Source organism: Clostridioides mangenotii TR, assembly GCF_000498755.1.
Taxonomy (GTDB): domain Bacteria; phylum Bacillota; class Clostridia; order Peptostreptococcales; family Peptostreptococcaceae; genus Metaclostridioides; species Metaclostridioides mangenotii_A.
In genome coordinates this window covers 60496-83480 of record NZ_AXUS01000017.1, presented here as the reverse complement: position 1 = coordinate 83480, position 22985 = coordinate 60496, and the positions used below count along the sequence as shown (strand labels likewise).

27 protein-coding genes, 2 tRNA genes, 2 rRNA genes and 1 riboswitch are annotated in these 22985 nt (G+C 33.4%); of the genes, 3 read left to right on the top strand and 28 right to left on the bottom strand.

Features of this window, described 5'->3' with window-relative positions; translation table 11 throughout:
• The 7 genes from T473_RS0110185 to T473_RS0110155 all read right to left on the bottom strand — a co-directional run.
• Positions 1-164: ribosomal RNA gene (locus T473_RS0110185) — 16S ribosomal RNA — on the bottom strand; the annotation flags it as partial.
• Positions 165-282: 118 nt separating this feature from the next.
• Positions 283-359, bottom strand: a tRNA-Ile gene (locus tag T473_RS0110180).
• Positions 360-370: 11 nt separating this feature from the next.
• A tRNA-Leu gene (locus T473_RS0110175) sits at positions 371-459 on the bottom strand.
• Between the two features lie 3 nt (positions 460-462).
• Positions 463-579 (bottom strand): 5S ribosomal RNA (gene rrf / locus T473_RS0110170).
• Between the two features lie 297 nt (positions 580-876).
• Complete coding sequence (gene cwlD, locus T473_RS0110165; protein WP_024621810.1) at positions 877-1590, bottom strand: N-acetylmuramoyl-L-alanine amidase CwlD; 714 nt, start codon at positions 1588-1590, stop codon at positions 877-879.
• Positions 1591-1745: 155 nt separating this feature from the next.
• On the bottom strand, positions 1746-3092 hold the full coding sequence (locus T473_RS0110160) for an FAD-binding oxidoreductase (protein WP_024621809.1): 1347 nt from the start codon (positions 3090-3092) through the stop codon (positions 1746-1748).
• Between the two features lie 276 nt (positions 3093-3368).
• Positions 3369-4436 (bottom strand): zinc-binding dehydrogenase, encoded by a 1068-nt coding sequence (locus tag T473_RS0110155; RefSeq protein WP_024621808.1) that lies wholly within the window; start codon positions 4434-4436, stop codon positions 3369-3371.
• 235 nt (positions 4437-4671) lie between these two features.
• Between T473_RS0110155 and T473_RS0110150 the strand changes: the two genes are divergently transcribed.
• The 3 genes from T473_RS0110150 to T473_RS0110140 all read left to right on the top strand — a co-directional run bounded on the left by T473_RS0110150 (position 4672) and on the right by T473_RS0110140 (position 6939).
• Entirely contained in the window at positions 4672-5838 is a 1167-nt protein-coding gene (locus tag T473_RS0110150; RefSeq protein WP_024621807.1) for an iron-containing alcohol dehydrogenase, read from the top strand.
• 250 nt (positions 5839-6088) lie between these two features.
• Positions 6089-6532, top strand: coding sequence for a LytTR family DNA-binding domain-containing protein (locus tag T473_RS17275; protein WP_024621806.1), 444 nt, complete (start codon positions 6089-6091; stop codon positions 6530-6532).
• Entirely contained in the window at positions 6526-6939 is a 414-nt protein-coding gene (locus tag T473_RS0110140; protein WP_024621805.1) for a hypothetical protein, read from the top strand. Before T473_RS17275 ends, T473_RS0110140 begins: the two co-directional genes overlap by 7 nt.
• A gap of 244 nt (positions 6940-7183) precedes the next feature.
• Here the strand turns inward: T473_RS0110140 and ribH are convergent, their stop codons facing one another.
• The 21 genes from ribH to T473_RS0110035 form a co-directional block, all read right to left on the bottom strand.
• Complete coding sequence (gene ribH, locus T473_RS0110135) at positions 7184-7657, bottom strand: 6,7-dimethyl-8-ribityllumazine synthase (RefSeq protein ID WP_024621804.1); 474 nt, start codon at positions 7655-7657, stop codon at positions 7184-7186.
• Positions 7658-7675: 18 nt separating this feature from the next.
• A complete protein-coding gene (gene ribA, locus T473_RS0110130; protein WP_024621803.1) occupies positions 7676-8383 on the bottom strand; it encodes a GTP cyclohydrolase II in 708 nt (235 codons plus the stop codon).
• Positions 8384-8477: 94 nt separating this feature from the next.
• Complete coding sequence (gene ribB, locus T473_RS0110125) at positions 8478-9092, bottom strand: 3,4-dihydroxy-2-butanone-4-phosphate synthase (protein ID WP_024621802.1); 615 nt, start codon at positions 9090-9092, stop codon at positions 8478-8480.
• Positions 9093-9159: 67 nt separating this feature from the next.
• Positions 9160-9795 (bottom strand): riboflavin synthase, encoded by a 636-nt coding sequence (gene ribE, locus T473_RS0110120; protein ID WP_024621801.1) that lies wholly within the window; start codon positions 9793-9795, stop codon positions 9160-9162.
• Between the two features lie 47 nt (positions 9796-9842).
• Positions 9843-10940 (bottom strand): bifunctional diaminohydroxyphosphoribosylaminopyrimidine deaminase/5-amino-6-(5-phosphoribosylamino)uracil reductase RibD, encoded by a 1098-nt coding sequence (gene ribD / locus T473_RS0110115; protein WP_024621800.1) that lies wholly within the window; start codon positions 10938-10940, stop codon positions 9843-9845.
• 220 nt (positions 10941-11160) lie between these two features.
• A riboswitch (FMN riboswitch) is annotated at positions 11161-11276 on the bottom strand.
• 228 nt (positions 11277-11504) lie between these two features.
• Positions 11505-11870, bottom strand: a complete 366-nt coding sequence (locus tag T473_RS0110110; RefSeq protein ID WP_024621799.1) for a DUF4180 domain-containing protein — start codon at positions 11868-11870, stop codon at positions 11505-11507.
• A 356-nt stretch (positions 11871-12226) separates the two neighbouring features.
• On the bottom strand, positions 12227-12694 hold the full coding sequence (locus T473_RS0110105; RefSeq protein WP_024621798.1) for an HAD family hydrolase: 468 nt from the start codon (positions 12692-12694) through the stop codon (positions 12227-12229).
• A gap of 11 nt (positions 12695-12705) precedes the next feature.
• On the bottom strand, positions 12706-13440 hold the full coding sequence (locus T473_RS0110100; RefSeq protein ID WP_024621797.1) for a phosphate ABC transporter ATP-binding protein: 735 nt from the start codon (positions 13438-13440) through the stop codon (positions 12706-12708).
• A 2-nt stretch (positions 13441-13442) separates the two neighbouring features.
• Positions 13443-14306 (bottom strand): PstA family ABC transporter permease, encoded by an 864-nt coding sequence (locus T473_RS0110095; protein ID WP_024621796.1) that lies wholly within the window; start codon positions 14304-14306, stop codon positions 13443-13445.
• Entirely contained in the window at positions 14290-15168 is an 879-nt protein-coding gene (gene pstC, locus T473_RS0110090) for a phosphate ABC transporter permease subunit PstC (protein ID WP_024621795.1), read from the bottom strand. Before pstC ends, T473_RS0110095 begins: the two co-directional genes overlap by 17 nt.
• A 200-nt stretch (positions 15169-15368) precedes the next feature.
• A complete protein-coding gene (locus tag T473_RS0110085; RefSeq protein WP_024621794.1) occupies positions 15369-16289 on the bottom strand; it encodes a phosphate ABC transporter substrate-binding protein in 921 nt (306 codons plus the stop codon).
• A 445-nt stretch (positions 16290-16734) separates the two neighbouring features.
• A complete protein-coding gene (rpsI, locus tag T473_RS0110080) occupies positions 16735-17127 on the bottom strand; it encodes a 30S ribosomal protein S9 (RefSeq protein WP_024621793.1) in 393 nt (130 codons plus the stop codon).
• A gap of 27 nt (positions 17128-17154) precedes the next feature.
• Positions 17155-17586 (bottom strand): 50S ribosomal protein L13, encoded by a 432-nt coding sequence (gene rplM / locus T473_RS0110075; protein ID WP_024621792.1) that lies wholly within the window; start codon positions 17584-17586, stop codon positions 17155-17157.
• 120 nt (positions 17587-17706) lie between these two features.
• Entirely contained in the window at positions 17707-18438 is a 732-nt protein-coding gene (truA, locus tag T473_RS0110070) for a tRNA pseudouridine(38-40) synthase TruA (RefSeq protein ID WP_024621791.1), read from the bottom strand.
• Between the two features lie 9 nt (positions 18439-18447).
• Positions 18448-19245 (bottom strand): energy-coupling factor transporter transmembrane component T family protein, encoded by a 798-nt coding sequence (locus T473_RS0110065; protein WP_024621790.1) that lies wholly within the window; start codon positions 19243-19245, stop codon positions 18448-18450.
• The gene (locus T473_RS0110060; RefSeq protein ID WP_024621789.1) at positions 19239-20105 is read right to left on the bottom strand and encodes an energy-coupling factor transporter ATPase; all 867 of its coding nucleotides are present in this window, start codon (positions 20103-20105) and stop codon (positions 19239-19241) included. The genes T473_RS0110065 and T473_RS0110060 overlap by 7 nt, the downstream gene beginning before the upstream one ends.
• Entirely contained in the window at positions 20093-20926 is an 834-nt protein-coding gene (locus tag T473_RS0110055; RefSeq protein ID WP_024621788.1) for an energy-coupling factor transporter ATPase, read from the bottom strand. The genes T473_RS0110060 and T473_RS0110055 overlap by 13 nt, the downstream gene beginning before the upstream one ends.
• A gap of 155 nt (positions 20927-21081) precedes the next feature.
• On the bottom strand, positions 21082-21216 hold the full coding sequence (locus T473_RS19435; RefSeq protein ID WP_278246358.1) for a hypothetical protein: 135 nt from the start codon (positions 21214-21216) through the stop codon (positions 21082-21084).
• 190 nt (positions 21217-21406) lie between these two features.
• Positions 21407-21556, bottom strand: coding sequence for an AAA family ATPase (locus T473_RS19810; protein WP_304341366.1), 150 nt, complete (start codon positions 21554-21556; stop codon positions 21407-21409).
• 90 nt (positions 21557-21646) lie between these two features.
• On the bottom strand, positions 21647-21988 hold the full coding sequence (gene rplQ / locus T473_RS0110040; RefSeq protein WP_024621787.1) for a 50S ribosomal protein L17: 342 nt from the start codon (positions 21986-21988) through the stop codon (positions 21647-21649).
• A 22-nt stretch (positions 21989-22010) separates the two neighbouring features.
• Positions 22011-22964: a DNA-directed RNA polymerase subunit alpha gene (locus T473_RS0110035; RefSeq protein ID WP_024621786.1), complete on the bottom strand. Its 954-nt coding sequence runs from the start codon at positions 22962-22964 to the stop codon at positions 22011-22013.
• Positions 22965-22985: the final 21 nt, after the last annotated feature.

Genomic DNA, 22985 nt, shown 5'->3' with positions numbered 1-22985 from the left:
TCACGTATTAGTAAACCTTTCGGTATGTTATCCGTGTGTACAGGGTAGGTTACCCACGCGTTACTCACCCGTCCGCCGCTCTCCCCCGAAGGGGTTCGCTCGACTTGCATGTGTTAGGCACGCCGCCAGCGTTCATCCTGAGCCAGGATCAAACTCTCAATAATAATTTGACCTGCTCAGATACTATCGTTATCTTTAATATCTGGCTTTATATGGTTTGTTTCTTGTTTTCTTATAAATTAACCTACTGTTTAATTTTCAATGTTCTTTTGATAATTACTTTGGTGGACCATCAGGGACTCGAACCCCAGACCTACCGGTTATGAGCCGGGCGCTCTAACCAACTGAGCTAATGGTCCAATAATTATGCTGGTGCCGAAGACCGGAATCGAACCGGTACGAGAGGTAAGTCCCGCAGGATTTTAAGTCCTGTGCGTCTGCCAATTCCGCCACTTCGGCATTAACTGGCTACGTCCTACTCTCCCAGGCAGTTTCCCACCAAGTACCATCAGCGCTAAAGAGCTTAACTTCTGTGTTCGGAATGGGAACAGGTGTATCCTCTTTGCTGTAGTAACCAGATTAATTATGGCTTATTCTTTTCTTAAGACAAGTATTATAGTATCATTTATTTTTTTCATTGTCAACAACTTTTTTAAAATAAATTTTTTAACTTTTTTCGAGATTTAAATTATCTCGAATACTTGAATTTTCAATAAAGTGCCTACAATAATGTTTCTAAAAACCTTCTGTATTTTTGGCACTCGTATATAATATCACCTGTAATATTTAAAGTCAATACTTTTTTAAATAAAAAAAATATCTAGACCGATATCATAGATAACCAGCCTAGATAAACCTTGGAATTTCAGTAGATTATTAGTTATTGATACTTAAATATTTTTGTATTCCTACATATATAGCCCATGCTATTTTTTCTTGATACTCTTTATCCGTTAAAAGCTTGCTTTCTTTTTCATTGGACAAAAACCCGCATTCTATCAACATAGATGGTATTTGATTATCTTTTAATAGATATATGTCATCTCTAGGCTTTACTTCTCTATTATTTGTTTTATCTACTACTCTCTTCAATTCATCTTGAATACATTTAGATAGTTGCTTACTATCCTCCTTATCTTTAGGGTAGAAAGTTTGAGCCCCGTAATATTTAGATTGTTCAAATGCGTTTAGATGTATAGATACAAACATATCTGCTTCCGACTCTTCGATTATTCTTTTTCTATTTTTTAAATTCTCATTGTACTTTTGTCTTATAGTTTTATTACCTTCTTCTTTATATAGGCTACTGTCATCATCTCTTGTCAGTATAACTAACCCCCCACTAGATTCGATTAATTCTCTTAGCTTCAGTGTGATTGCTAGGTTTACTTCTTTTTCATTTGTACTGTGATCTTTGGTTAAAGCCCCAGGATCTATGCCTCCGTGCCCTGCATCTAGAATTATGGTCTTTTTTGTTATAGGAGTATATTTCATGGCTTCTTCAGACACATTTTTTATCTCAAGTATAAATACAGAAGCCAAAACTAATAGAACTCCGCTAAAAATATAATACTTTATGTACTTCTTCACTATATCACCCCGTACATATATATTATATTTAAAGTAATAATATGAACTTTATTATATAGATAACAAGCATCAATCACATTGCCTTCCTTATGGTCAACCCAATTTAAGTATATTCCATTATTTTTTTACCAAATCTACTTAAATTGGGTTGTGCTTTATCGTATACTTTGTGGAAATCTAAACACATTATGAGGATCATACGTACATTTAACATCCAAAAGCTTATATTGATTATATCCATAGTACTCTTCCATATAATCGTAAATTTCACTATAAGGAAAATTGACATACGAACCATAAGAAATGCTACGTATAAAGTTAGCCCTTCTGTCGATCCAGTCTAGGTTTCTTCCCTCGTATTTATCATCTTCCCATACTGTATTTAGCCATATTATATATTCTGATTTTCTATAATAAAATGCTGTATCAGCACTCTTCTTTCTTTTTATAGCTCCTCCCATTGCATACAATGATATTCCTGCATATATTGATCCAACTGATCTATCCTGTATAAGATCTACTATATCTGAAATTTCCTTATCGCTATACATATCTCCTACAAATCCGCTTACTGACTCAAATTTTTCATATGCTGGATAAGAGCTTTCTATTTGCTTTATTACATCTAAAAATGGAAGGTATTGAATATTTACCTGCACCCCTAATATATTAGTAAGAGGTTTAATTAATATTTTTGCTTCTTCTGGTGTCCCATAAAATATTCCTCTACTAAAAACAGCCTTTCCCTCTGATTCCGAGTTATATATTCTTGCACCAAGTGTAATTCTACTATCTAGTCCGACTAACCACTCCTGCCATACCTTTAAAAATTGGTATTGTAATTTAGCATTTGTATTAGGATAGTATAATTGTATAAATGTAACTTTATCTACCTTTTTAGGTAACTTAAATTTCATCGATACTATTATTCCAAAATTTCCTCCACCGCCTCCTCTTAATGCCCAGAAAAGATCGGGATTTATTTGTCTATTTGCAAGAGTCCTCCTACCCTTGTAGTCAATTAATACAGCTTCAACGAGGCTATCACAACCAAGACCCAAGTACCGAGCTGAATAACCCCAACCCCCGCCTAATACATATCCACTTAATCCTACTGATGGGCAACTTCCACCTGGAAATGGATAGCCTCTAGAAGAAATAAACCTATATAGTTTCTCATTATTTACTCCCCCACCCACTACAAGGTATCCTTCTTCTTCATCCAACTTCAGTGTATTTAAATTACTCACATCAATAACTAATACATTATTTCCTGTAGAATACCCAGCATAATGATGTCTCCCATTTCTCACTCTGAAAAAAATATTATTTTCCTGACACCAGCAAACTGCGTTTACAACATCTTGCTCACATTTGCAAAATACGATTGCAAGAGGGAATTTCTGTATCGCAAGGTTTCTTTCTCGTCTTGCTTTTAAATAACCTTTATCACAATGAGTTACAACATTCCCGGTAAGTCCAGCAAAAAATCCGAAATTCATATCTATCACCTTTTCATTTATTTATATTACAATATATGTTTTATAAATATTTTATTTCACTAATTTTTCATTCTATTTTAGGCTTAACTTAATTCAAGATCGATTAAATGGCTGTATGTGTTAATTTTCCTCAATCTTTTAGCGTATTCGCAATATATTTATTCCTTAATAATAAAAAAATATTTATATGGTTTGGAAGTTTAATATGTTAAAACACACAATTAAAAACGGATAGCATCTCTACAAGCGCTATCCCGTAATTATATACATGAGATTTTATTTATCATTCCAATCTATAAACACAACTGGTTTGATTAAATCCTTTGGTTTTTCTTCCATAAGTTTAAATGCCTCTTCTATTTTATCAAATCCGTAGAAACGATGAGTTATAAGTTTAGAAGTATCTACCCTTTTGTACTTAATCATATTAAGAAGTTTTTCCATTCTTACAGTACCACCTGGAGCGAATCCACAACGTATATCTTTATTGCTCATTCCAAGTCCCCATAAGTACGCTGGCATACTAAGTGTATCTTTTATATCAAAAAAGTTCACATTTGATATAACTCCACCTTCTTTAGTCATCGCTATAGCTTGAGTGAAAGTATTTTGATTCCCTCCTGCTATTATAGATGTATTAACTCCACCTGGAACTAATTTTAATATTTGCTCAACTATATCTCCATCTTTATAACTTATTACATCAGTTGCTCCATACTCTTTAGCTATCTTAACACAGTTTGGTCTAGTACCGACAACTATTATTCTTCCAGCACCACTGAGTTTGGCTCCTGCTACAGCCATAAGTCCAACAGGTCCTATTCCTATAACAACTACTGTATCTCCAAATCCAACTCTACCATTTTCTACTGCACTAAATCCTGTAGTCATCATATCAACTATCATAAGTGCTTCTTCTGGTGCTACACCTTCTGGCAATAATGCTAAATTTGCATCTGCATCATTTACGTGAAAAAATTCAGCGAATGCGCCGTCTTTAGAACTTACAAATTTAAAACTCTTCATTAGACCCCAATCATGAGCGTTGCTTACTTGACCCTGAACTCCTGGCGCCATCCAGTCTGGTGTTGTACAAGGTACAACTACTATATCACCTGGTTTAAATCGAGTAACTAATTCTCCTACTTCTACTACTTCCCCAATTGCCTCGTGTCCTAATATTTTATCAAACTTCTCACCAGCACCACCGTGTAAAGCGTGGACATCAGATGTACAAGGCGCTAATACTGTAGGTCTTATTATTGCATCATATGGACCTGCAACTGGCTTTTCTTTATCTAACCAAGCTGCATTTCCTACTGAAGTCATTCCAAATCCTCTCATATCTGTTCCTCCTTAACTCTATTACTTAAAATATTTTTATTTTATTAATTTAATATAACAATTACATTCTATTTCATATTTAACTATATAATGACTAATACCATTTAATCCTCTTATTTAAACATTAGTATATCATTTTTATTAAGCTTGATTTACTATGAAATTAGCGTTAAAATATTATCGTTACAAGTTTTAAATACAAGCTTTACCAAAATTCTATGGAGGTGTTTTGTATATGTTTAGATTTACATTACCAAGAGATATTTACTATGGAAATGGTTCAATTGAAAAGTTAAAAGAACTAAAAGGTAAAAAAGCAGTATTAGTACTAGGCGGAGGATCAATGAGAAGATTTGGCTTTGTAGATAAGGTGTTAGGATACCTTGATGAAGCTGGAATTGAGACAAAGCTAATAGAAAATATAGAACCCGATCCATCTGTTGATACAGTATTAAACGGAAGCAAAGTTATGTTAGAATTCGAACCGGACTGGATTATTGCAATGGGGGGAGGATCACCAATAGATGCAGCAAAAGCTATGTGGGTCTTCTATGAATATCCAGATACGAACTTTGAAGAAATTACTCAACCATTCTCATTCCCAGAACTTAGACAAAAAGCTAAGTTTATAGCAATTCCATCAACATCTGGAACAGCTACGGAAGTAACAGCATTTTCAGTTATAACAGACTACAAAACTGAAATTAAATATCCGCTTGCAGACTTTAATATAACACCTGATATAGCAATCGTTGATTCGGACCTCGCAGAAACAATGCCAGCAAAATTAACTGCGCACACAGGTATGGATGCATTGACACATGCAATAGAAGCATATGTTTCAACAATGGCAACAGCTTTTACTGATCCACTAGCATTAGAAGCGATAGAGATGGTAGATGAAAATGTAATGAATTCATACAAAGGCGATTCAAATGCACGTGAATTGATGCACTACGCTCAATGTATGGCTGGGATGGCATTTAGCAATGCTCTTCTAGGTATCGTTCACTCTATGGCTCATAAAACAGGTGCAGTATTCCACATTCCACACGGATGTGCCAATGCAATATATTTACCATATGTAATTGACTACAATAAAAAAGAATGTGCCGATAGATATGTAAAAATCGCTAAGCGTCTTAATTTAAAAGGTAACAGTGATGATGAATTAATAGATGCACTTACTGACAAAATTAAAGATCTAAATAAATCTATGGATATTCCTGCGACATTGAAAGATTATGGATTAGACGAAGCAAAATTCAAAGAAAAAGTTGAATTAATAAGTGAGCGTGCTCTTGAAGATGCTTGTACTGGTTCAAATCCTAGAAAAATAGATAAGGAAAATATGGTTAAGTTATTTAATTGCATATATTATGGAGAAAAGGTAGATTTTTAATTATAGTTAGAAAAAAACTATAAGTACATAGACTTTAAAAAATGTGTAAAAGCCAATTGAGATTCTGATATCCCAGTTGGCTTTTTTGCATAATTTTTTAATTTAGAAATTTCTAAATACCAATTGAATCTTGTATATCTGTCTAATCAGCTATAAAATGTAAAAAAATGACCAGAAAGTGCAACAAAACAATAAACTATAGATAATCAGGCAATCAGATAGTATATTAATATCATGGGAAGGAGGAATTATGAAAATAAATATTTTACTTGATAAGCTTATGAGCAAAGAGGAATTAATAATTAAAATAAATCCCGAAAATAACAAATTAGCTCAAAATATAAAAGATCATCTTAATAATGGACGTAAACTAACGGTTATCAATGCTAAAAACGATAGTAGACATCAAGTGGATATTAATTCAGTACTAGTTTTTCAGTCTGAAGGGCACATGTGCTCTGTAAAAATGAAAACTGGCGAACTATATTTGATTAATAAACGACTTAAAGAATTAGAAAAGATAAATGAAAACCATTTATCTAAAATAAATAATCAAACAATCATCAATTTAGATGAAATAGAGAAGTTTTCCTCAGCATCAAACTCACGTTTAGAAGTATCGCTAAGCGATCATTCATCGTATCTTGTAAGTAGAAATTATGTAAAATCAATTAAGGAGAGATTATCATGGTAAAACAACTTAAATCAGACTTTTTTCAAACTTTTTCTATAACCTTTGTATGGATTTTAGGATTAATATCTATATTTTTAAACGACCTTACATTAACACTTCCATATATTTGGAAATTAGTTGGTATCAGCACAATATTTGCGATAATTTTCGGACTTATGTATCCAGTATTATGGAATTTTTCTTCAATGAAGGTTTATGGCAAAATTATTATTTCTTCAGTAATTAATATTTCTGGTGGAGTTGTATCAGTTTGGTTATTTTCTACTAATATGTTTGAAATTATTAAGCCTTGGATTTTTATGATGCTAATTATTGCAATATTAGCTCATATAATTGTATTTTACTTTTATTCTAACTGGGAAAATCAGAAAATTTCTAATGAGTTAAATAAGCTTTTAAAAAAGTAACTTCGGAAAAATCTAAAACAATATCTAACCAAAGTTAAGAGGCTTAAAATCAACCTCGGATTCTAAGCCTCTATTTTTATATTAAATTATTATTTGCACTTTTTATTTGAGTTTTTTATTTATTTATTCTTTTTCGATTTTCATTTACACTTATTATCTTGTATTTTTATATCAAATCATCTTATCCCTTTATATTAGAATTATAGGGCCTCAGAATTAATTGAGAAACAATTTTATCTACCAACTATTTTTGAGGTAATGATTTTATTAGGTTTACCATCTCTATCGCAGCCGTTGCACTCTCAAAACCTTTATTACCAGCTTTAGAGCCTGCTCTTTCAATAGCTTGTTCAATATTTTCGGTTGTAAGTACCCCAAATAATACTGGAATATCACTCTTTAAAGATACATTCGCGATTCCTTTAGATACTTCGCTGCAAACATAGTCATAATGGGTTGTAGATCCTCTTATTACTGCCCCTAAGCATATAACTGCATCATACATTCCTGATTTAGCCATTCTTCCAGCTATCAAAGGTATTTCAAATGCACCAGGAACCCATGCCAACGATATATCTTCTTCCTTTACATCATGTCGTCTCAAACCATCAAGTGCTCCTTCAATAAGCTTTCCAACAATAAACTCATTGAATCTCGCCGCTACAATACCAATTTTAATACTCTTATCTGCAACCAATCTTCCCTCATATACGTTCATATTCATACCTCCTATTTTTTAGTTTTTATTATAAGTACCTAAAATATGACCCATCTTTTCTTTTTTAACATACATGTAAAATTCGCAGTCTTTTTTATGTACAGTCTCTATAGGAACTCTATCTACTATTTCAATTCCATACTTTTCTATTCCCGATATTTTATCCGGGTTGTTTGTTAAAAGTTTTAATTTATCTATATTCAAATCGAGTAGCATTTCAGCCCCTACAGAATAATCTCTTAAATCGGCTGGAAATCCCAAAGCTAAATTAGCTTCGACAGTATCAAGGCCTTCATCTTGAAGAGAATAAGCTTTAAGTTTATTAATTAGCCCTATACCCCTTCCTTCTTGTCTTAAATATATTAGAACCCCTCTTCCTTCATCTGCAATAGCCTTCATAGCAGCTTCATACTGATCGCCACAATCACATTTTGAGCTTCCTAAAGCATCTCCAGTTAAACACTCTGAATGGACTCTAACAAGAACAGGCTCTCCATTACCTATATCTCCCATAACCAATGCTATATGATGTTCTCCATTTTCTTTATTTACATATCCATGTATATCAAATTTTCCGTATTTTGTAGGCATATCTGCTTTTACTACATGCTCCATTTTTTTGACTTTAAATCGCAAATTATTTTTTTCCTTATCTGATATTCTATATTCACAATTTTCTTCTTTATCCTTATTTTTACCCGTATTACTGTTTTGTCCTGTGTTCATAATCTAATCACCACTTTACAAATATTTCATTTCTATACTTAGCAACTTATTTATTCGTCGACTCATTTATTTGCTAACTCTTTGCTATCTATAGTTACAAATTGTTGTCTTTTCTGTACTTGATTAAATCCTTTATAGTTACAAAAGTTAAACCATGCTCTTTAGAAAACTCTTTTAGTTCTTTGGTTCTCATCATAGTTCCATCTTCCCTCATAATCTCGCAGCATATGCCTATCTCTTTTAATCCTGCGATCTTTACGAAATCCACAGTCGCCTCCGTATGACCATTTCTCTCTATAACTCCACCATCCTTTGCTTTAAGCGGAAACATATGTCCTGGTCTCCTGAAGTCTTCAGGCTTAGCATCTCCTAAAGTACTCTTTACGGCAGTTACTGATCTCTCAATCGCCGAAATTCCCGTTGTTGTATCTACATGATCTATAGATACTGTAAAAGCAGTTTCATGATTATCGGTATTTTTATCAACCATTTGCGGTAGTCCTAACTTTTCTGTCATACTCTCACTCATAGGCATACATATCAAACCCTTCGCGTTCGAAGCCATAAAATTTATTACTTCACATGTAGCAAACTCAGCAGCACAGATTAGATCTCCTTCGTTCTCTCGTTCTGGATCATCAGTCACAACTATCATCTTACCCAATTTAATATCTTCAATTGCTTCTTCTATTGTTCCAAACACAGACATATCTCAACCTCCAAAATTATCTATTTTTATTTAACTTAAAAACCATTTATTTTTAAAAAGCCTTCATCTATTTTTGTTTTTTACAACTCACACTTTCCTTTGCATCCGAGCCACTTTTAAATCCAATCAACTTTTCTATGTATTTACCTACAACATCACACTCTAAATTAACATTATTTCCTACGCTTTTATCAAGAAGCGTCGTTTGACTCATAGTGTGCGGTATTATCGACACTTTAAAAGACTCCATATCAACATGAGCTATTGTTAAACTTATTCCATCTATGGCAATTGAACCTTTTAGAACTACATATTTAAGTATATTTTCATCAGCCTTTATCTTTATCCACACAGCGTTGCCATCTTCTTCTCGTCCAGTTATTGTTCCAACTCCGTCAATATGACCTGAGACTATATGTCCCCCAAATCTGCCATTAATAGGCATTGCCCTCTCTAAATTCACTTTGTCTCCCTGCTTTAGTAGATTTAGAGAACTTCTAGCCAATGTTTCTGACATAACATCTGCTGCAAATGTTGTCGTTGATATATTTTCTGCCGTCAAACATATTCCACTTACTGCAATACTATCGCCGAGTTTTATATCGGTTAATACTTTTTTGGCTTTGATTGTAAGTTTAAAAGAAGATCTGCTTTTAACTATATTTTTTATAGTTCCTATTTCCTCGACTATACCTGTAAACATGATTTCCTCCCCGCCTATACAAGTTTTATATCTATTTATATATAAATTTACCTCTTAGTCAAAACATCGTATTCAATTAATATATCCTCATCAAACATAGTTGTTTTTCTGTATTTCAACTTAAAAGCATTTTTAATATCTGATACCCCTTCTCCCCCTATTGGCGATATACTCCTAGATCCTCCAAAAATCTTAGGAGCTATATATATATTCAATCTATCGACTATCCCACTTTCAAGAGCACTATAATTTAGTGTCGAGCCTCCCTCAAGCAAAATGCTATTTATTTTTAGATCCCAAAGCTTTTTCATAAGATCATTTAAATCCAATCTCTCATTCAAATTTGATACAGTTATAACTTCAACTCCAAGATTTTCTAAAATTTGTATCTTATTATTATCTTCACTTATAGTTGCGACTACAGTCTTTATATTTTTAGCAGTCTTTACAATTTTAGAGCTCAGGGGCAATTTAAGTTGACTGTCACAAATTATTCTAATAGGGTTTTTACCGTCTGTAGTTCTACATGTTAAAAGTGGATCATCTTTCAAAACAGTTCCAATCCCAACCATTATCGATGATAGGTCATTTCTGGTTTTATGTACTTTTTCTCTAGATTTTTCAGTAGTTATCCACTTTGATTCCCCAGTGACAGTTGCAATTTTGCCATCTGCGGTCATTCCGTATTTCATAATTACAAACGGTTTATGTACCCTGTTAGAGTAAAAAAACACTTCATTTATCTCATCACATTTTTCTCTCAGTACGCTTGACTCAACTTTTATACCATGTTTTTCTAGCTTATCTATTCCCTGTCCGCTTACCAGAGGATTGTTGTCTACAGATCCAACTACAACTCTTTTTATTCCGCTTTTTATAATTACATCCGTGCATGGAGGGGTTTTGCCGTAATGGCAACAAGGTTCTAAGGTCACATAAATTGTAGAACCATAAAGATCATTTGTACAACTACTAATAGCATTTACCTCAGCGTGTGCGCCTCCATACTCTTTATGGTAACCAGAGCCTATTATTTCACCGTCTTTTACAATTACTGCGCCTACCATTGGATTTGGACTAACCCTTCCAGCTCCTTTTTTAGCTAAATCCAGTGCTTTTTTCATGTAAAACAAATCTTTATCCATAAGTACCTCCTGACCTGATTCTAAATATAAATTAAAAAACGCCCCAAAATAAGGGCGTTTTTCACAGATATCTAAAATAAAAAAGCTCTGGAATAAAAATTCCAGAGCGATATTATCTCATCAATAAAATAAATTACAGTAAATCGTTTTAGACTAATACAAATAGTATCAGTCAGTGCTAATACAATTACTGAAATATTGCTTAATATAGTTTATTTTATCTATTCTTCTTTCATCCAGACTATACTGTCGGCTTCGGAATCACACCGAATCATGCCATATGGCGCGTGGGCTATAACCACCGGTGGGGAATCACACCCCGCCCTGAAGAGTATTTAATTTTAAAATTAGTATATAACCTAAATAGATAAATGTCAACAAGAGTTGTTAGGTAGTTGTTAATTTTTATTATTTCTATAAAATTTTTATAGTTTATTATATATGATTTTTATTTATAATTTTTTTAAAAAAATTGTCAATCCTTTTAATCAGAAAAGTTATCCACATTGTTCACAATTAATACACTAAAAAATACACATTCGATATATAAGTTATTTTAGAAATTTAAATACTATGTAACCTATCCAAAGCATCGTCTATATTTTCGACAAAGAAAATTTGTTTTCCATGATTACATTCGTATATAAAATCTTTTAAGCTTTTGCTTTCGTATACGCTAAAGTCGCCTACTATTGCGACTTTCATACTATAATTTGTATATTTCTGAAGTATTTCCCCTGCAAGCCTAGTCTTTAAATCAAAAAATTCTTCGACAATATTCTCTTTTTTTATTACAAATTTTTGGCACTTATAATTGTAGCTTATTGATGCCATAATATCCATTGCATCACCTGTGTTTTTTATAGACTTATCCACACTGTCCACAATTACTACTTTAGATTCGCCTCTTTTATCTACTATAAATTCCATGTGTTCTTCATCCTTTTATTTTAACAATTATTTTTTAACACATATTATTTTCTAATTATTTTTTAATAATTAATAACCATTTTATCATAGCAATATCAATTCGTCTATTTCATGTAATATGTTTTATCATTCTATGATTAGATCACTAGATTCATAACATTTTTTGAACTTCAATCATTACACCTTCAAAATTATATCTCATTAATAAAAAAATTATAATTGCGATACTATCTGCAATCAAACTAGATACATTATATGTTACTATAAATGCTAAAATTTTTTTTAGAATATACAACCCTATGCCCATTCGTGATCGTTGTTAAATGGACTATGCTATAAGATTCACTAAAACTTATCTACCCTCTTAAATCTGCAATAATTCTAGCCGGCTTTAAAAACAATTCTAAACCATCTCCAATACATCTTACGCATATATCAGACTCAGCTAATAAGGGAGCATATATACCCTCTTTTCCAACAACAGCTATAGATAGCTCTGCTTCCCTAAACATTAAAGCATCATTTCGTCCATTTCCTATACATGCGCAAACGCCGCTACCTAGATTTTTTACAATATCTAATTTAGAGTTTGCTGCACATTCTCCAGGAAATGTCTTTATTGTAATCGGCAAACCCTCACATCGTTCTTCAGCATCTCCATGTGTATCTGCTGTCAATATATAGATATTGAACTCTTCCGATAATTTTATCAAGTTTTCTTTAATATCTACAGGTATTGAACCATCAATTGCAATCGTTCCATTGTAATCCAATACCAGATTTTTGATTTCTAGTGTTTTATATCCAGGAATTTCGATTTTCATATTTATCCCCTCTACATATACTTAATATATTCTCGTGCTAAATCCGTCTTTGGTTCTTCAAAGAACATTTCTTTATCACTTATTTCAATAATTTTGCCTTTGTCCATAAATACGACTTGATCTGCAACTCTCTTTGCCTGTGCAAGATTATGGGTTACTATAACTATTGAATAATTATCTTTAAGCTCCAATAACATGTTCTCAATCGCTATTGTATTTTTCATATCTAGGGCAGAGCATGGTTCATCTAATAGCAGCACTTTCGGTTCCACACATAGACTTCTCGCAATAGCGAGCCTCTGCTGCTGTCCTCCAGATAATCTATTTGCAGGCATCTTTAAATTTGCTTTAACTTCATCGTATAACTTTGCTACTTCCAAGTAATACTTCGTACGCTTTTGAACTTCCTGCTTATCTAAATTAAAATGATAATTTAGTACATATGCAATATTTTTTTCAATACTGTACGGAAATACTATTGGTTGTTGAAATACCAACCCTATATTTTTTCTAAGCTCCTCTTTTGGGATATCTGTTGTATCTCTGCCATCTAATATTATTTTCCCTTCGATCTTACCTCCATCTTCTTCTATAATTCGATTTATGGATTTGAGAAGGGTCGATTTTCCACACCCAGATTGGCCTACAATAGCTGTAATTTTCTTAGTCGGTATGTATAGAGATACATCGCTTAGAATTTGTTTCTTTCCGTATCCTACACGTAATTGTTCGATTTTTATATTCATAATTAATCCACCTTGTTCTTTCTAGACTTCCACTGCGCACCCTCTCTCAAACTTCCAATTCCTCTACAGATCAGGTGTATAAGGAGCAATAATATCATCAGTACAAATGCAGTTCCATAGGCGTATTCAAAAGAGGCTCCATCCGTAACTAACATGTATAAATGGTATGGAAGTGACATAAATGGTTTATTGAATTCAGCCGGCATTGAAGATATCATAACTGCTCCAGTATACATTATAGGGGCTACTGCACCCATACCATATGCCATTCCAAGCGCTACAGCACTTATCAATTCTACAAAGCAAGATGGTAATATAACCTTTAAAATTGTGTGCTCTTTTGAGATCCCTAAACATAAAGATTCATACATATACCTTGTCTCATTTTCTCTAAATACTTTTTGTGCTCTTATAGCGACAAATGGTAGTATCATTACTGAAACTGTTATCCCTGCACACAAAAGGCTTCTACCCATTCCGAATTTATAGACCAGTAGTGTATATCCTACCAATCCAAAAATAATGGACGGGATTCCAGATAAAAAAGATACTGAAGCTCTAATTATATTGTACGGTACACCCTTTGAAGCATAGAATGTTATATAAATCGCTGTCAAGATTCCAAATACACCACCTATTAAAGCAGAGAATGCTCCTAAAGAAATAGACCCTATAAGCGCTGGATATATTCCTCCCGCTGTACCAATAGGCATACCCGATGGTGAATCTAGAATAAATGAGAGACTAACAACATCTTTTCCACGCCAAAATATATATCCAAATACATAGAAAACTGCGCTTAGTGCTAATATACCAAGCGAAAATAATATAGCTCTAACTACTATCTTACTAAATGCTCTCTTCATCTATACGTAACCTCCTCTTGAATATATATCCTGTTCCGAACACAACTATTAGGATAATTATTAACACAAAGTTTGCTGCGTATAGAGCCGAAAGATGAAGACTTCCATATCCAACACTCCCCATCTCAAGTGCTGTAAGCGAAGGTATTGTCTGAGCTCGTCCAAATAATTTTGGATAAATAGGTGAATTTCCTATTACCATCATCACTGCCATTGTTTCGCCAAGTCCTCGTCCAAATGCCATCATTATTGAAGTTACAATACTTGTCTTCATAGACGGCAATAATATTTTTACAATAAATACCTCTTTAGAGAGTCCTAGAGATAGTGCTGTAAGTTCATATTTTTTCCTGGATACCTCAATGGACTCACTGCAAGCCGATACTACAAATGGCAGTAATATAACTGCTAGAAGTATCCCAGCTGCAAGCACACATTCGCCCGATGTCATCTTCAAATTATTTTCAAAGAACTTAATTAGTACTGATAAGCCTATAAATCCGAAAATTACAGAAGGAATACCAGCGACTAGATCAATAAATGAAAGGCACATATTTGAAATTTTCTTCGTGGTATAAAAATTTAAAAATAATGCACATCCTACACCAAAAATTACAGATATAAAAACAGCTATAGTTGGTACATAAATTGTTCCTGCTATTGCCGCCATAATACTGTATGATGGATTATTGCTAAGGGGTCTCCATTCAGCATCTATATTAAAAAGTCTTAGTCCAATTTTTGAGAATGCCGGATAACTCTCATAAAATATATGACATACCATAAGTATCGTAAGTAAAAATGTAAATACTGCTCCAGCAAATACTACTGCTTTAAAAATAATTTTAACTGCTTTATTCACAGTTATTCCCCCTTTAAAGAATAAAACATCTCAAAACTAAACATGACAGATAAACATGCAAAATCGGTAGGCAATCAGGTATCAATGAGCTCGATATAGCCAGCTGACATTCATACTGGCCGATTCGAATTGATATCATATTACCTACCGTGTTTTACTACATCAATATCTTTATATTGAGACGCCATCTTGTAATCAAATTACTTCATAGGGATGAATCCCATCTCTTTTACTATAGCTTGTCCTTCTTCTCCAAGTACGACATCAAGGAATGCTTGTTGCTCATCTGTTGCTTTTCCAGATCCAACTAGAAGTAAAGGTCTTTGAATTATGTACGAACCATCTAAAATATTAGCTTCATTAGCTTCTACTCCGTCTACTTTTAGTACTTTTATCTTACCTTCATTTTGGTTTGCAACTCCGTATGATGCGTAACCAATAGCGTATTTATTATCTATAATTTTTTCAACTAATCCACCCATTGTTGGAGCTTGAATAGATTCTGATGTCACATCTGTATCCCCCATTATATTCTTTTGGAATACTTCATGAGCTCCACCGCTTATATCTCTAGTTATTACAACTATCTTCTCTGCTGGAAGAGAAGGGTCTAGATCTTTCCAAGTTTTGTAATCTCCAGAGAATATCTTAACTATTTGATCTTTAGTAAGGTTGTCTAAAACACCTGTTACTGGGTTTTCTGGATTAACTGCTAGTGTTAATGCATCAATCCCAACTTGATATTCTTTTTCGTCTTTAATTTCCTTTTTCTCTTCGTCCTTCACTTCTCTAGCTACCATACCAAATGTAGTAGTTCCATCAATTATAGCCTTTGTACCCTGTCCAGATCCGCCTGCCGCTACATATATTGATATGGCTTCCTCTGGGAATTTTGAATCAACTTTGTCCCATGTTCCGTGTTCTTCGTTAAAGTTAGTTGCAATTGTAGTTATTACTGGTGCTAAAGTTGAAGATCCATTAAAGTAAATTTGGCTCGATGACACTGATGCTTTTTTGTCTTCTGCTTTAGAATCTGTAGATTTGTCAGGACTTGAACATCCTATAGCAAGTACGGCTACCATCATTAAGGTTATACATAAAGCTAACAATCTTTTTTTCATAATATTTCTCCTTTTCCCTAAATATGTAAATTTTTGTCTTCTCCTCAATTATATCTAGAGGATACATCAACTTCAAATTTGTATTATCTATTTAAATAACATTAATTATAGTTTATATCTATGCAAAGTTAAATATTAGATTATCTAATGAAATATCAAAACAATTACTTATCATTAACTAGTAAAGCAAAATTGTTTACTAATTATTATATACTCGATCTTAAGAGAACTAAAAAAATAACTTGTTATCCATTCTACCTGTCAAATCCTATTGAAAATTTACCTATACCTTTTAGCAAGGTATTAGAAAATTGTGTACACTTCTCATTCGTAAATGTTACAGTTTTCTATTTAAAGTAAATAAAAACTCAAAAAAGTTTCTGTATAAATAAAAAATCCCAATGGAATAAATTTTCCATTGAGATCTTGAATATATCGTATATAACTATCTTTTTGAGAACTGTGGAGCTCTTCTCGCTGCTTTCAGTCCGTATTTCTTTCTTTCTTTCATTCTAGCATCTCTAGTTAAGAATCCTTCTTTCTTTAAAGCAGGTCTTAAATCAGTGTCAGCTTTTAGTAATGCTCTTGATATTCCGTGTCTTATAGCTCCAGCTTGTCCAGTGAATCCTCCACCTTCAACTCTTACTATAACATCGTATTTATTTTCATTACCAGTTAATACTAATGGTTGCTTAACATCTCTTATTAGTGTTTCGTAATCGAAATAGTTACTTAAATCTCTTCCGTTTACTGTTATGTTTCCTTCACCTGCAACTAGTCTTACTCTAGCTGTAGAATGCTTTCTTCTTCCTGTTCCATAATATTGAACGTTCGCCATGATAACTCCTCCTTTCACCGATTAACCTTATTTAAAGTCTATAACTTCTGGATTTTGAGCTGCGTGAGTGTGTTCTGCACCAACAAATACTCTTAATCTAGTCATCATTCTGCTTCTTAATTTATTTTTAGGTAACATTCCGCTTACTGCGTGTGCTACTACTTCTTCTGGTTTATTTTCCATCATATGCTTGTAAGATATTTCTTTTAATCCACCTACATAACCTGTATGATATCTGTACATTTTTTGATCTAATTTCTTTCCTGTTAACACTACTTTATCAGCATTTATTACAACAACAAAGTCTCCACCATCTACATGAGGAGTAAATGTTGGTTTGTGCTTTCCTCTTAATATAGTAGCTATTTCTGTAGCCATACGGCCTAATGTTTTTCCTTTAGCATCAACTAAGTACCAATTTCTTTGTACATCAGCTGGCTTATCTATATAACTTTTCATCGTTATCCTCCTCAGCTCTTTTTCCTTAAAATTATTGTTCCGTCTATGTCAAGTCCGGGGCAAGTGGACTTATTAACACATGCTTATATATTTTAATACACTATGGGCTGTATGTCAATATTAATAGAAAACTTTTTTGAGAAATAATCCACAAGCTGGAGCAGTGTGACCACTCTTACCCCTATCTTTTGACTCTATCACTTCTGACAGAGGTTCAGTGATTCTTCCTCTTCCAATATCTACTAATGTTCCTATTATGATTCTAACCATATTGTATAAAAAACCATTACCTTCAATCTCAAGAACAATCATGTCTTCTTTTTTCTCTAATCTTAAATCATATATTGTTCTAACGGTGCTCTTTACCTGAGATCCAGAACTCATAAATCCCTTATAATCGTGAGTCCCTATTAGCGACTTTGATTCTCTTACCATTTTATCAAAGTCTAAGTCGTATTTGACCTGATATGATATTCCACTGACGATCGGGTTTCTGTACCTGTTGTTATGAATCATATATCTATAACACTTACTTTTTGCACTGTATCTAGCATGAAAATCTTCAACGACATCTTCAGCTTCTACAACTGATATGTCCTTAGGCAGTTTAGCATTCAGTGCATTAGGTATTTTATCCGCACTGATGCTAGAATCTGTAGTAAAGTTTGCAACTTGTCCAAGTGCATGTACCCCAGAGTCTGTCCTTCCAGAACCTATAACTTTTATTTTTTCTTTTGCAATTTCATAATAAGCATTTTCAATGGCGCCTTGTATACCCACTGAGTCAGGTTGACTTTGCCAACCACAGTAGTTCTTTCCATTATATTGTACTGTTATTTTAATATTTCTCATAAAATACTCCTAAATAAATCTAGTAGCTATAATAGCTATAAGATAGATAAATTGAATAACCCACGCTATATAATCAGCCTTTGTCATTACAATCTCTCTCATTTTGGTTCTGTTCTCCCCACCCCTATAGCATCTGGCTTCCATAGCCATTGCTAATTCATCTGCTCTTCTAAAAGCGCTCACGAACAGTGGTACAAGAAGTGGAACTAAATTTTTAGCTCTATTTATTATGTTTTTACTTTCAAAATCTGCTCCTCTAGACATCTGAGCTTTCATAATTTTATCTGTCTCATCAAGTAGTGTAGGTATAAATCTAAGTGCTATGGTCATCATCATAGCAAGTTCGTGGACTGGTAGTCCCAGCTTATTAAATGGCTTTAAGAGCCTCTCTATTCCGTCTGTAAGCTCGATTGGAGATGTTGTAAGCGTAAGTATCGACGTACCCGCTACTAAGAACACAAGCCTAGTTGCCATAAAAATCGCTTGATTTAAACCTTGTGTAGTTATTTTAACTATTCCTAATGACCATAGAGTATCTCCCGGTATAAAGAATAAGTTTATTATAAACGTAAATAGTATAATCCATTTTAGGGGTTTAATTCCTTTGACTATTAATTTGACCGGTATATTTGATAGCTTTATCATTGCAAGCATAGAGATCAAGACCACGGAATAAGCCCAGTATTTGTTTATAACAAATATTGACACCATAAATATTAATGTGGCTATAAGCTTTATTCTAGGATCCAATCTATGGATTGTGGAGTCAGATGGATAGTATTGTCCGATTGTTATATCTTTTAGCATTTTTCCCTTCCTCTCAACACTCTTAGTATCTCTTCTTTTGCTTCATCTACTGTAATTATATCTTCCCTTACATCAAATCCTCTTTCTCTAAGTTTGATCGCAAGTTCAAGTACCTGTGGTATGTCTAGCCCTATTTCCTTTAGTCTTGCTGAATTCGATTTAAATATTTCTCTAGGGCTTCCCATAAACTCTATCTGACCTTTATTCATAACAATTATATTGTTCGCTAATTTAGCCATATCATCCATATTATGAGAAGACAGTATAATTGTCATATTATTTTTTTTATGTAGAGTTTGTATAAGCTCAAATATCTCGTCTCTTCCACCTGGATCAAGTCCCGCTGTCGGTTCGTCCAATATCAATACTTCCGGGTTCATAGCTATAACCCCAGCTATTGCAACTCTACGCTTTTGTCCACCAGACAGATCAAATGGAGATTTATCTTTAAATTCTTCGTAATCAAGCCCCACTGCCTTTATCGATTCTTTTACTCTTTTATTTACCTCTTCTTCTCCCAGACCTAAGTTATTCGGTCCAAATGCAATATCCTTGCTTATTGTCTCTTCAAAAAGTTGGTATTCTGGGTACTGAAACACTACCCCTACCCTTTTTCTTATCTCTGTAAGGTTTAAATCCTTCTTAGTTATATCAAAACCATTTATATATATATTTCCTGATGAAGGCTTCAGTATACCGTTAAGATGCTGAATCAGCGTCGATTTACCAGATCCAGTATGGCCTATAAGCCCAACAAAATCGCCATACTTGATTTCAAAAGACACATTATCTAATGATTTATTAGCGAATGGCATACCTTCATCGTATATATGTGTTAAGTTTTCTACTATAATTGACATAAATTCATCACCATCTCATCCACTGTTAATATATCATCAGAAATGTCTACGCCTTCTTCTTTTAGTAGACTCGACAATTCTGTCATGCAAGGAACATCAAGACCTATATCTTTAAGCTCTTTGATATGCCTAAATACCTCTCTTGGGGTGCCTTCTAATATCTTTCTTCCTTTTTCCATAACTATCACTCTATCAGCCTCTACAGCTTCTTCCATAAAGTGCGTAATATGTAGAGTGGTTATATTTTCTTTACCGTTCAGCTCTTTGATAGTCCTCATAACTTCTTTTCTACCAGATGGATCTAACATCGCTGTAGCTTCATCGAATATAATGCACTTTGGTTTCATGGCAATTATACCAGCTATCGCAACCCTTTGTTTTTGACCACCAGATAGCAGATGTGGCTGTCTCCTTCTAAATTCATACATATTTACACTTTTAAGTGCTTTTTCAACTCTGTCACGTATTTCTCTAGGCTCTATACCTAAATTTTCAGGCCCAAAAGCTACATCTTCTTCAACTATTGTCGCTACTATCTGATTATCTGGGTTTTGAAAAACCATACCTGCTGTCTGTCTTATATCCCAAAGTTGTTCTTCAGATCTAGTATCTATTCCATCTATAAGTATATTGCCTTCAGAAGGCAGTAATATTGCATTTAAATTTTTTGATAATGTCGATTTACCAGAGCCATTATGGCCTATTATAGCCACAAACTCGCCCTCTTTAACATCTAGACTTAAATTATCTATAGCTTTGACTTTAGCTTCTTCTGTAACGTATTCAAATGATATATTGTTAACCTTTACTATATTGTTCATAGCCAGCTCCTTTTGTATAAGCAGTCTCCTAAGTCTTTACAAACCTAGTTTACACATTATTATACCATATGTATACATTAAAAAATAAAGCTAAATTATTTTTATGTTGTTTCCTGTTAAATTAAAAATAAAGATGTCTAAAATTAAGGCCCATCTTAATTATCTATATCAATTATCCTACTTAGAATACGCTTTCTATCCTCAAATAAACATCTTTGTATTTGATACACTTCAGTCTCTTCATAATCCAACTTTTCAATCTCATATCCATCAAAACTTAATATATCCACCTCTTCTATGGCTAGTAATATATTCTACTCCACTTGTTCTATAATTTTCCGTTTCCTCGATATAAGTAGCTACATTGTAAAAAACTCTCAGCTCTTAAGAAAAAACCATCCCTAGATCTCTTTAATCCCCTCATAATCGTAATATAGTCGTGCAGCCCTGAGTGACTGCCCTTTGTATTGAAGATAAAATCTAAACTTCCACCCTCTCTGTATTAAATCCAAAACTAACAGCTATTGCCTCAAGAAGTGTCGACTTACCTGTTCCGTTTTCGCCTACAAAAAAAGTTATCGGTTTTCTAAATTCTATGCTTGTTAGATGAGAAATTGCCGGTATACTCATAAAGACGTTAGATTCTTTTTTTGTGTTTAATTGAATATAAAAAAGGAGCTACCCCTACGAAATAATTCGTAGAGATAACTCCCTGGATTATTAAACTAATTCAATAATTGCCATTTCAGCGGCGTCGCCTCTTCTTGGCCCTTTTTTAATTATTCTAGTGTATCCACCATTTCTTTCAGCATATTTTGGAGCTATATCAGTAAATAAGTTGTTTACTACTGTTTCGTCCATAACATAAGCTAAAACTTGTCTTCTAGCATGTAGATCTCCTTTTTTTCCTAAAGTGATCATTTTTTCAGCCATTCTACGAGTTTCTTTAGCTCTTGTAACTGTAGTTTCTATTTTACCATTTCTCAGTAAACTAGTAACTAAGTTTCTTAACATTAGGTTTCTGTGAGATGTCTCACGTCCTAATTTACGGTACTTAGCCATGCTATTTCCCTCCTTTGCGATCTTAGTCTTCGTTAGGTTTTAAACGTAAGCCAAGTTCTTCTAGTTTTTGGATAACCTCTTCTAGTGACTTCTTACCTAAGTTTCTAACCTTCATCATATCATCTTCAGATTTATTAGCTAGCTCTTCAACTGTATTAATTCCCGCTCTCTTTAAACAGTTGTACGATCTAACTGATAGATCTAACTCTTCTATTGTCATTTCAAGAACTTTTTCTTTTTGATCTTCTTCTTTTTCTACCATTATTTCAACATTGCTTACATGCTCTGTTAAATCTATGAATAAGTTTAGATGTTCAACTAAAACTTTAGCTGCAAGAGATATTCCCTCTTGAGGGTTTATACTTCCATTAGTCCAGACTTCAAGAACTAATTTATCGTAATCTGTCTTTTGACCAACTCTTGTATTTTCTACATGGTAGCTGACCTTTTCAACAGGAGTATATATTGAATCCACAGGTAATACGCCTATTGGCACATTATCTGATTTGTTGTCTTCTGCAGAAACATATCCTCTACCTCTGTCTATATATATGTCCATATTAAGCTTAGCGTTGTCATCAAGTGTTGCAATAACTAAATCTTTGCTTATTACTTCAACATCTGGAGGGCAAATTATATCTGCACCTGTTACAGTACATGGCCCTTGAGCTTCTATTCTAATTGTTCTACCTTCTTCAACATCTTCATCAATAGTAGCAGAAAGTTCTTTTAAAGTTAATATTATCTCTGTTACATCTTCTTTTACACCTGGAATAGTTGAGAACTCATGAAGTACTCCATCTACTTTTATTGCATTAACTGCAACACCTGGTAAAGAAGATAATAATATTCTTCTTAAAGCATTACCTATAGTAATACCATATCCTCTTTCTAGAGGCTCGATTACAAATTTACCATATCTGTAGTTTTCGCCGATCTCGACGATGTCTACTTTCGGTTTTTCTATTTCTATCATGGACAAAACCCTCCTTAAAAT

What these genes read in the sequence shown, in the direction of transcription:
- T473_RS0110140 (WP_024621805.1), top strand. Translation starts at nt 6,526, where the DNA reads ATGGTAAAACAACTTAAATCAGACTTTTTTCAAACTTTTTCTATAACC.
- ribB (WP_024621802.1), bottom strand. Translation starts at nt 9,092, where the DNA reads ATGTCTGTGTTTGGAACAATAGAAGAAGCAATTGAAGATATTAAATTG.
- ribD (WP_024621800.1), bottom strand. Translation starts at nt 10,940, where the DNA reads ATGGATAAAGATTTGTTTTACATGAAAAAAGCACTGGATTTAGCTAAA.
- ribA (WP_024621803.1), bottom strand. Translation starts at nt 8,383, where the DNA reads ATGAACACAGGACAAAACAGTAATACGGGTAAAAATAAGGATAAAGAA.
- T473_RS0110065 (WP_024621790.1), bottom strand. Translation starts at nt 19,245, where the DNA reads ATGCTAAAAGATATAACAATCGGACAATACTATCCATCTGACTCCACA.
- T473_RS0110105 (WP_024621798.1), bottom strand. Translation starts at nt 12,694, where the DNA reads ATGAAAATCGAAATTCCTGGATATAAAACACTAGAAATCAAAAATCTG.
- rplM (WP_024621792.1), bottom strand. Translation starts at nt 17,586, where the DNA reads ATGAAAAGTTATATAGATAAGCCAGCTGATGTACAAAGAAATTGGTAC.
- T473_RS0110155 (WP_024621808.1), bottom strand. Translation starts at nt 4,436, where the DNA reads ATGAGAGGATTTGGAATGACTTCAGTAGGAAATGCAGCTTGGTTAGAT.
- T473_RS0110160 (WP_024621809.1), bottom strand. Translation starts at nt 3,092, where the DNA reads ATGAATTTCGGATTTTTTGCTGGACTTACCGGGAATGTTGTAACTCAT.
- T473_RS0110085 (WP_024621794.1), bottom strand. Translation starts at nt 16,289, where the DNA reads ATGAAAAAAAGATTGTTAGCTTTATGTATAACCTTAATGATGGTAGCC.
- T473_RS0110060 (WP_024621789.1), bottom strand. Translation starts at nt 20,105, where the DNA reads ATGTCAATTATAGTAGAAAACTTAACACATATATACGATGAAGGTATG.
- T473_RS0110100 (WP_024621797.1), bottom strand. Translation starts at nt 13,440, where the DNA reads ATGAATATAAAAATCGAACAATTACGTGTAGGATACGGAAAGAAACAA.
- T473_RS19810 (WP_304341366.1), bottom strand. Translation starts at nt 21,556, where the DNA reads ATGAGTATACCGGCAATTTCTCATCTAACAAGCATAGAATTTAGAAAA.
- T473_RS0110035 (WP_024621786.1), bottom strand. Translation starts at nt 22,964, where the DNA reads ATGATAGAAATAGAAAAACCGAAAGTAGACATCGTCGAGATCGGCGAA.
- T473_RS0110110 (WP_024621799.1), bottom strand. Translation starts at nt 11,870, where the DNA reads ATGGAATTTATAGTAGATAAAAGAGGCGAATCTAAAGTAGTAATTGTG.
- T473_RS17275 (WP_024621806.1), top strand. Translation starts at nt 6,089, where the DNA reads ATGAAAATAAATATTTTACTTGATAAGCTTATGAGCAAAGAGGAATTA.
- T473_RS0110150 (WP_024621807.1), top strand. Translation starts at nt 4,672, where the DNA reads ATGTTTAGATTTACATTACCAAGAGATATTTACTATGGAAATGGTTCA.
- T473_RS0110055 (WP_024621788.1), bottom strand. Translation starts at nt 20,926, where the DNA reads ATGAACAATATAGTAAAGGTTAACAATATATCATTTGAATACGTTACA.
- rplQ (WP_024621787.1), bottom strand. Translation starts at nt 21,988, where the DNA reads ATGGCTAAGTACCGTAAATTAGGACGTGAGACATCTCACAGAAACCTA.
- rpsI (WP_024621793.1), bottom strand. Translation starts at nt 17,127, where the DNA reads ATGGCGAACGTTCAATATTATGGAACAGGAAGAAGAAAGCATTCTACA.
- ribE (WP_024621801.1), bottom strand. Translation starts at nt 9,795, where the DNA reads ATGTTTACAGGTATAGTCGAGGAAATAGGAACTATAAAAAATATAGTT.
- ribH (WP_024621804.1), bottom strand. Translation starts at nt 7,657, where the DNA reads ATGAACGTATATGAGGGAAGATTGGTTGCAGATAAGAGTATTAAAATT.
- T473_RS0110095 (WP_024621796.1), bottom strand. Translation starts at nt 14,306, where the DNA reads ATGAAGAGAGCATTTAGTAAGATAGTAGTTAGAGCTATATTATTTTCG.
- truA (WP_024621791.1), bottom strand. Translation starts at nt 18,438, where the DNA reads ATGAGAAATATTAAAATAACAGTACAATATAATGGAAAGAACTACTGT.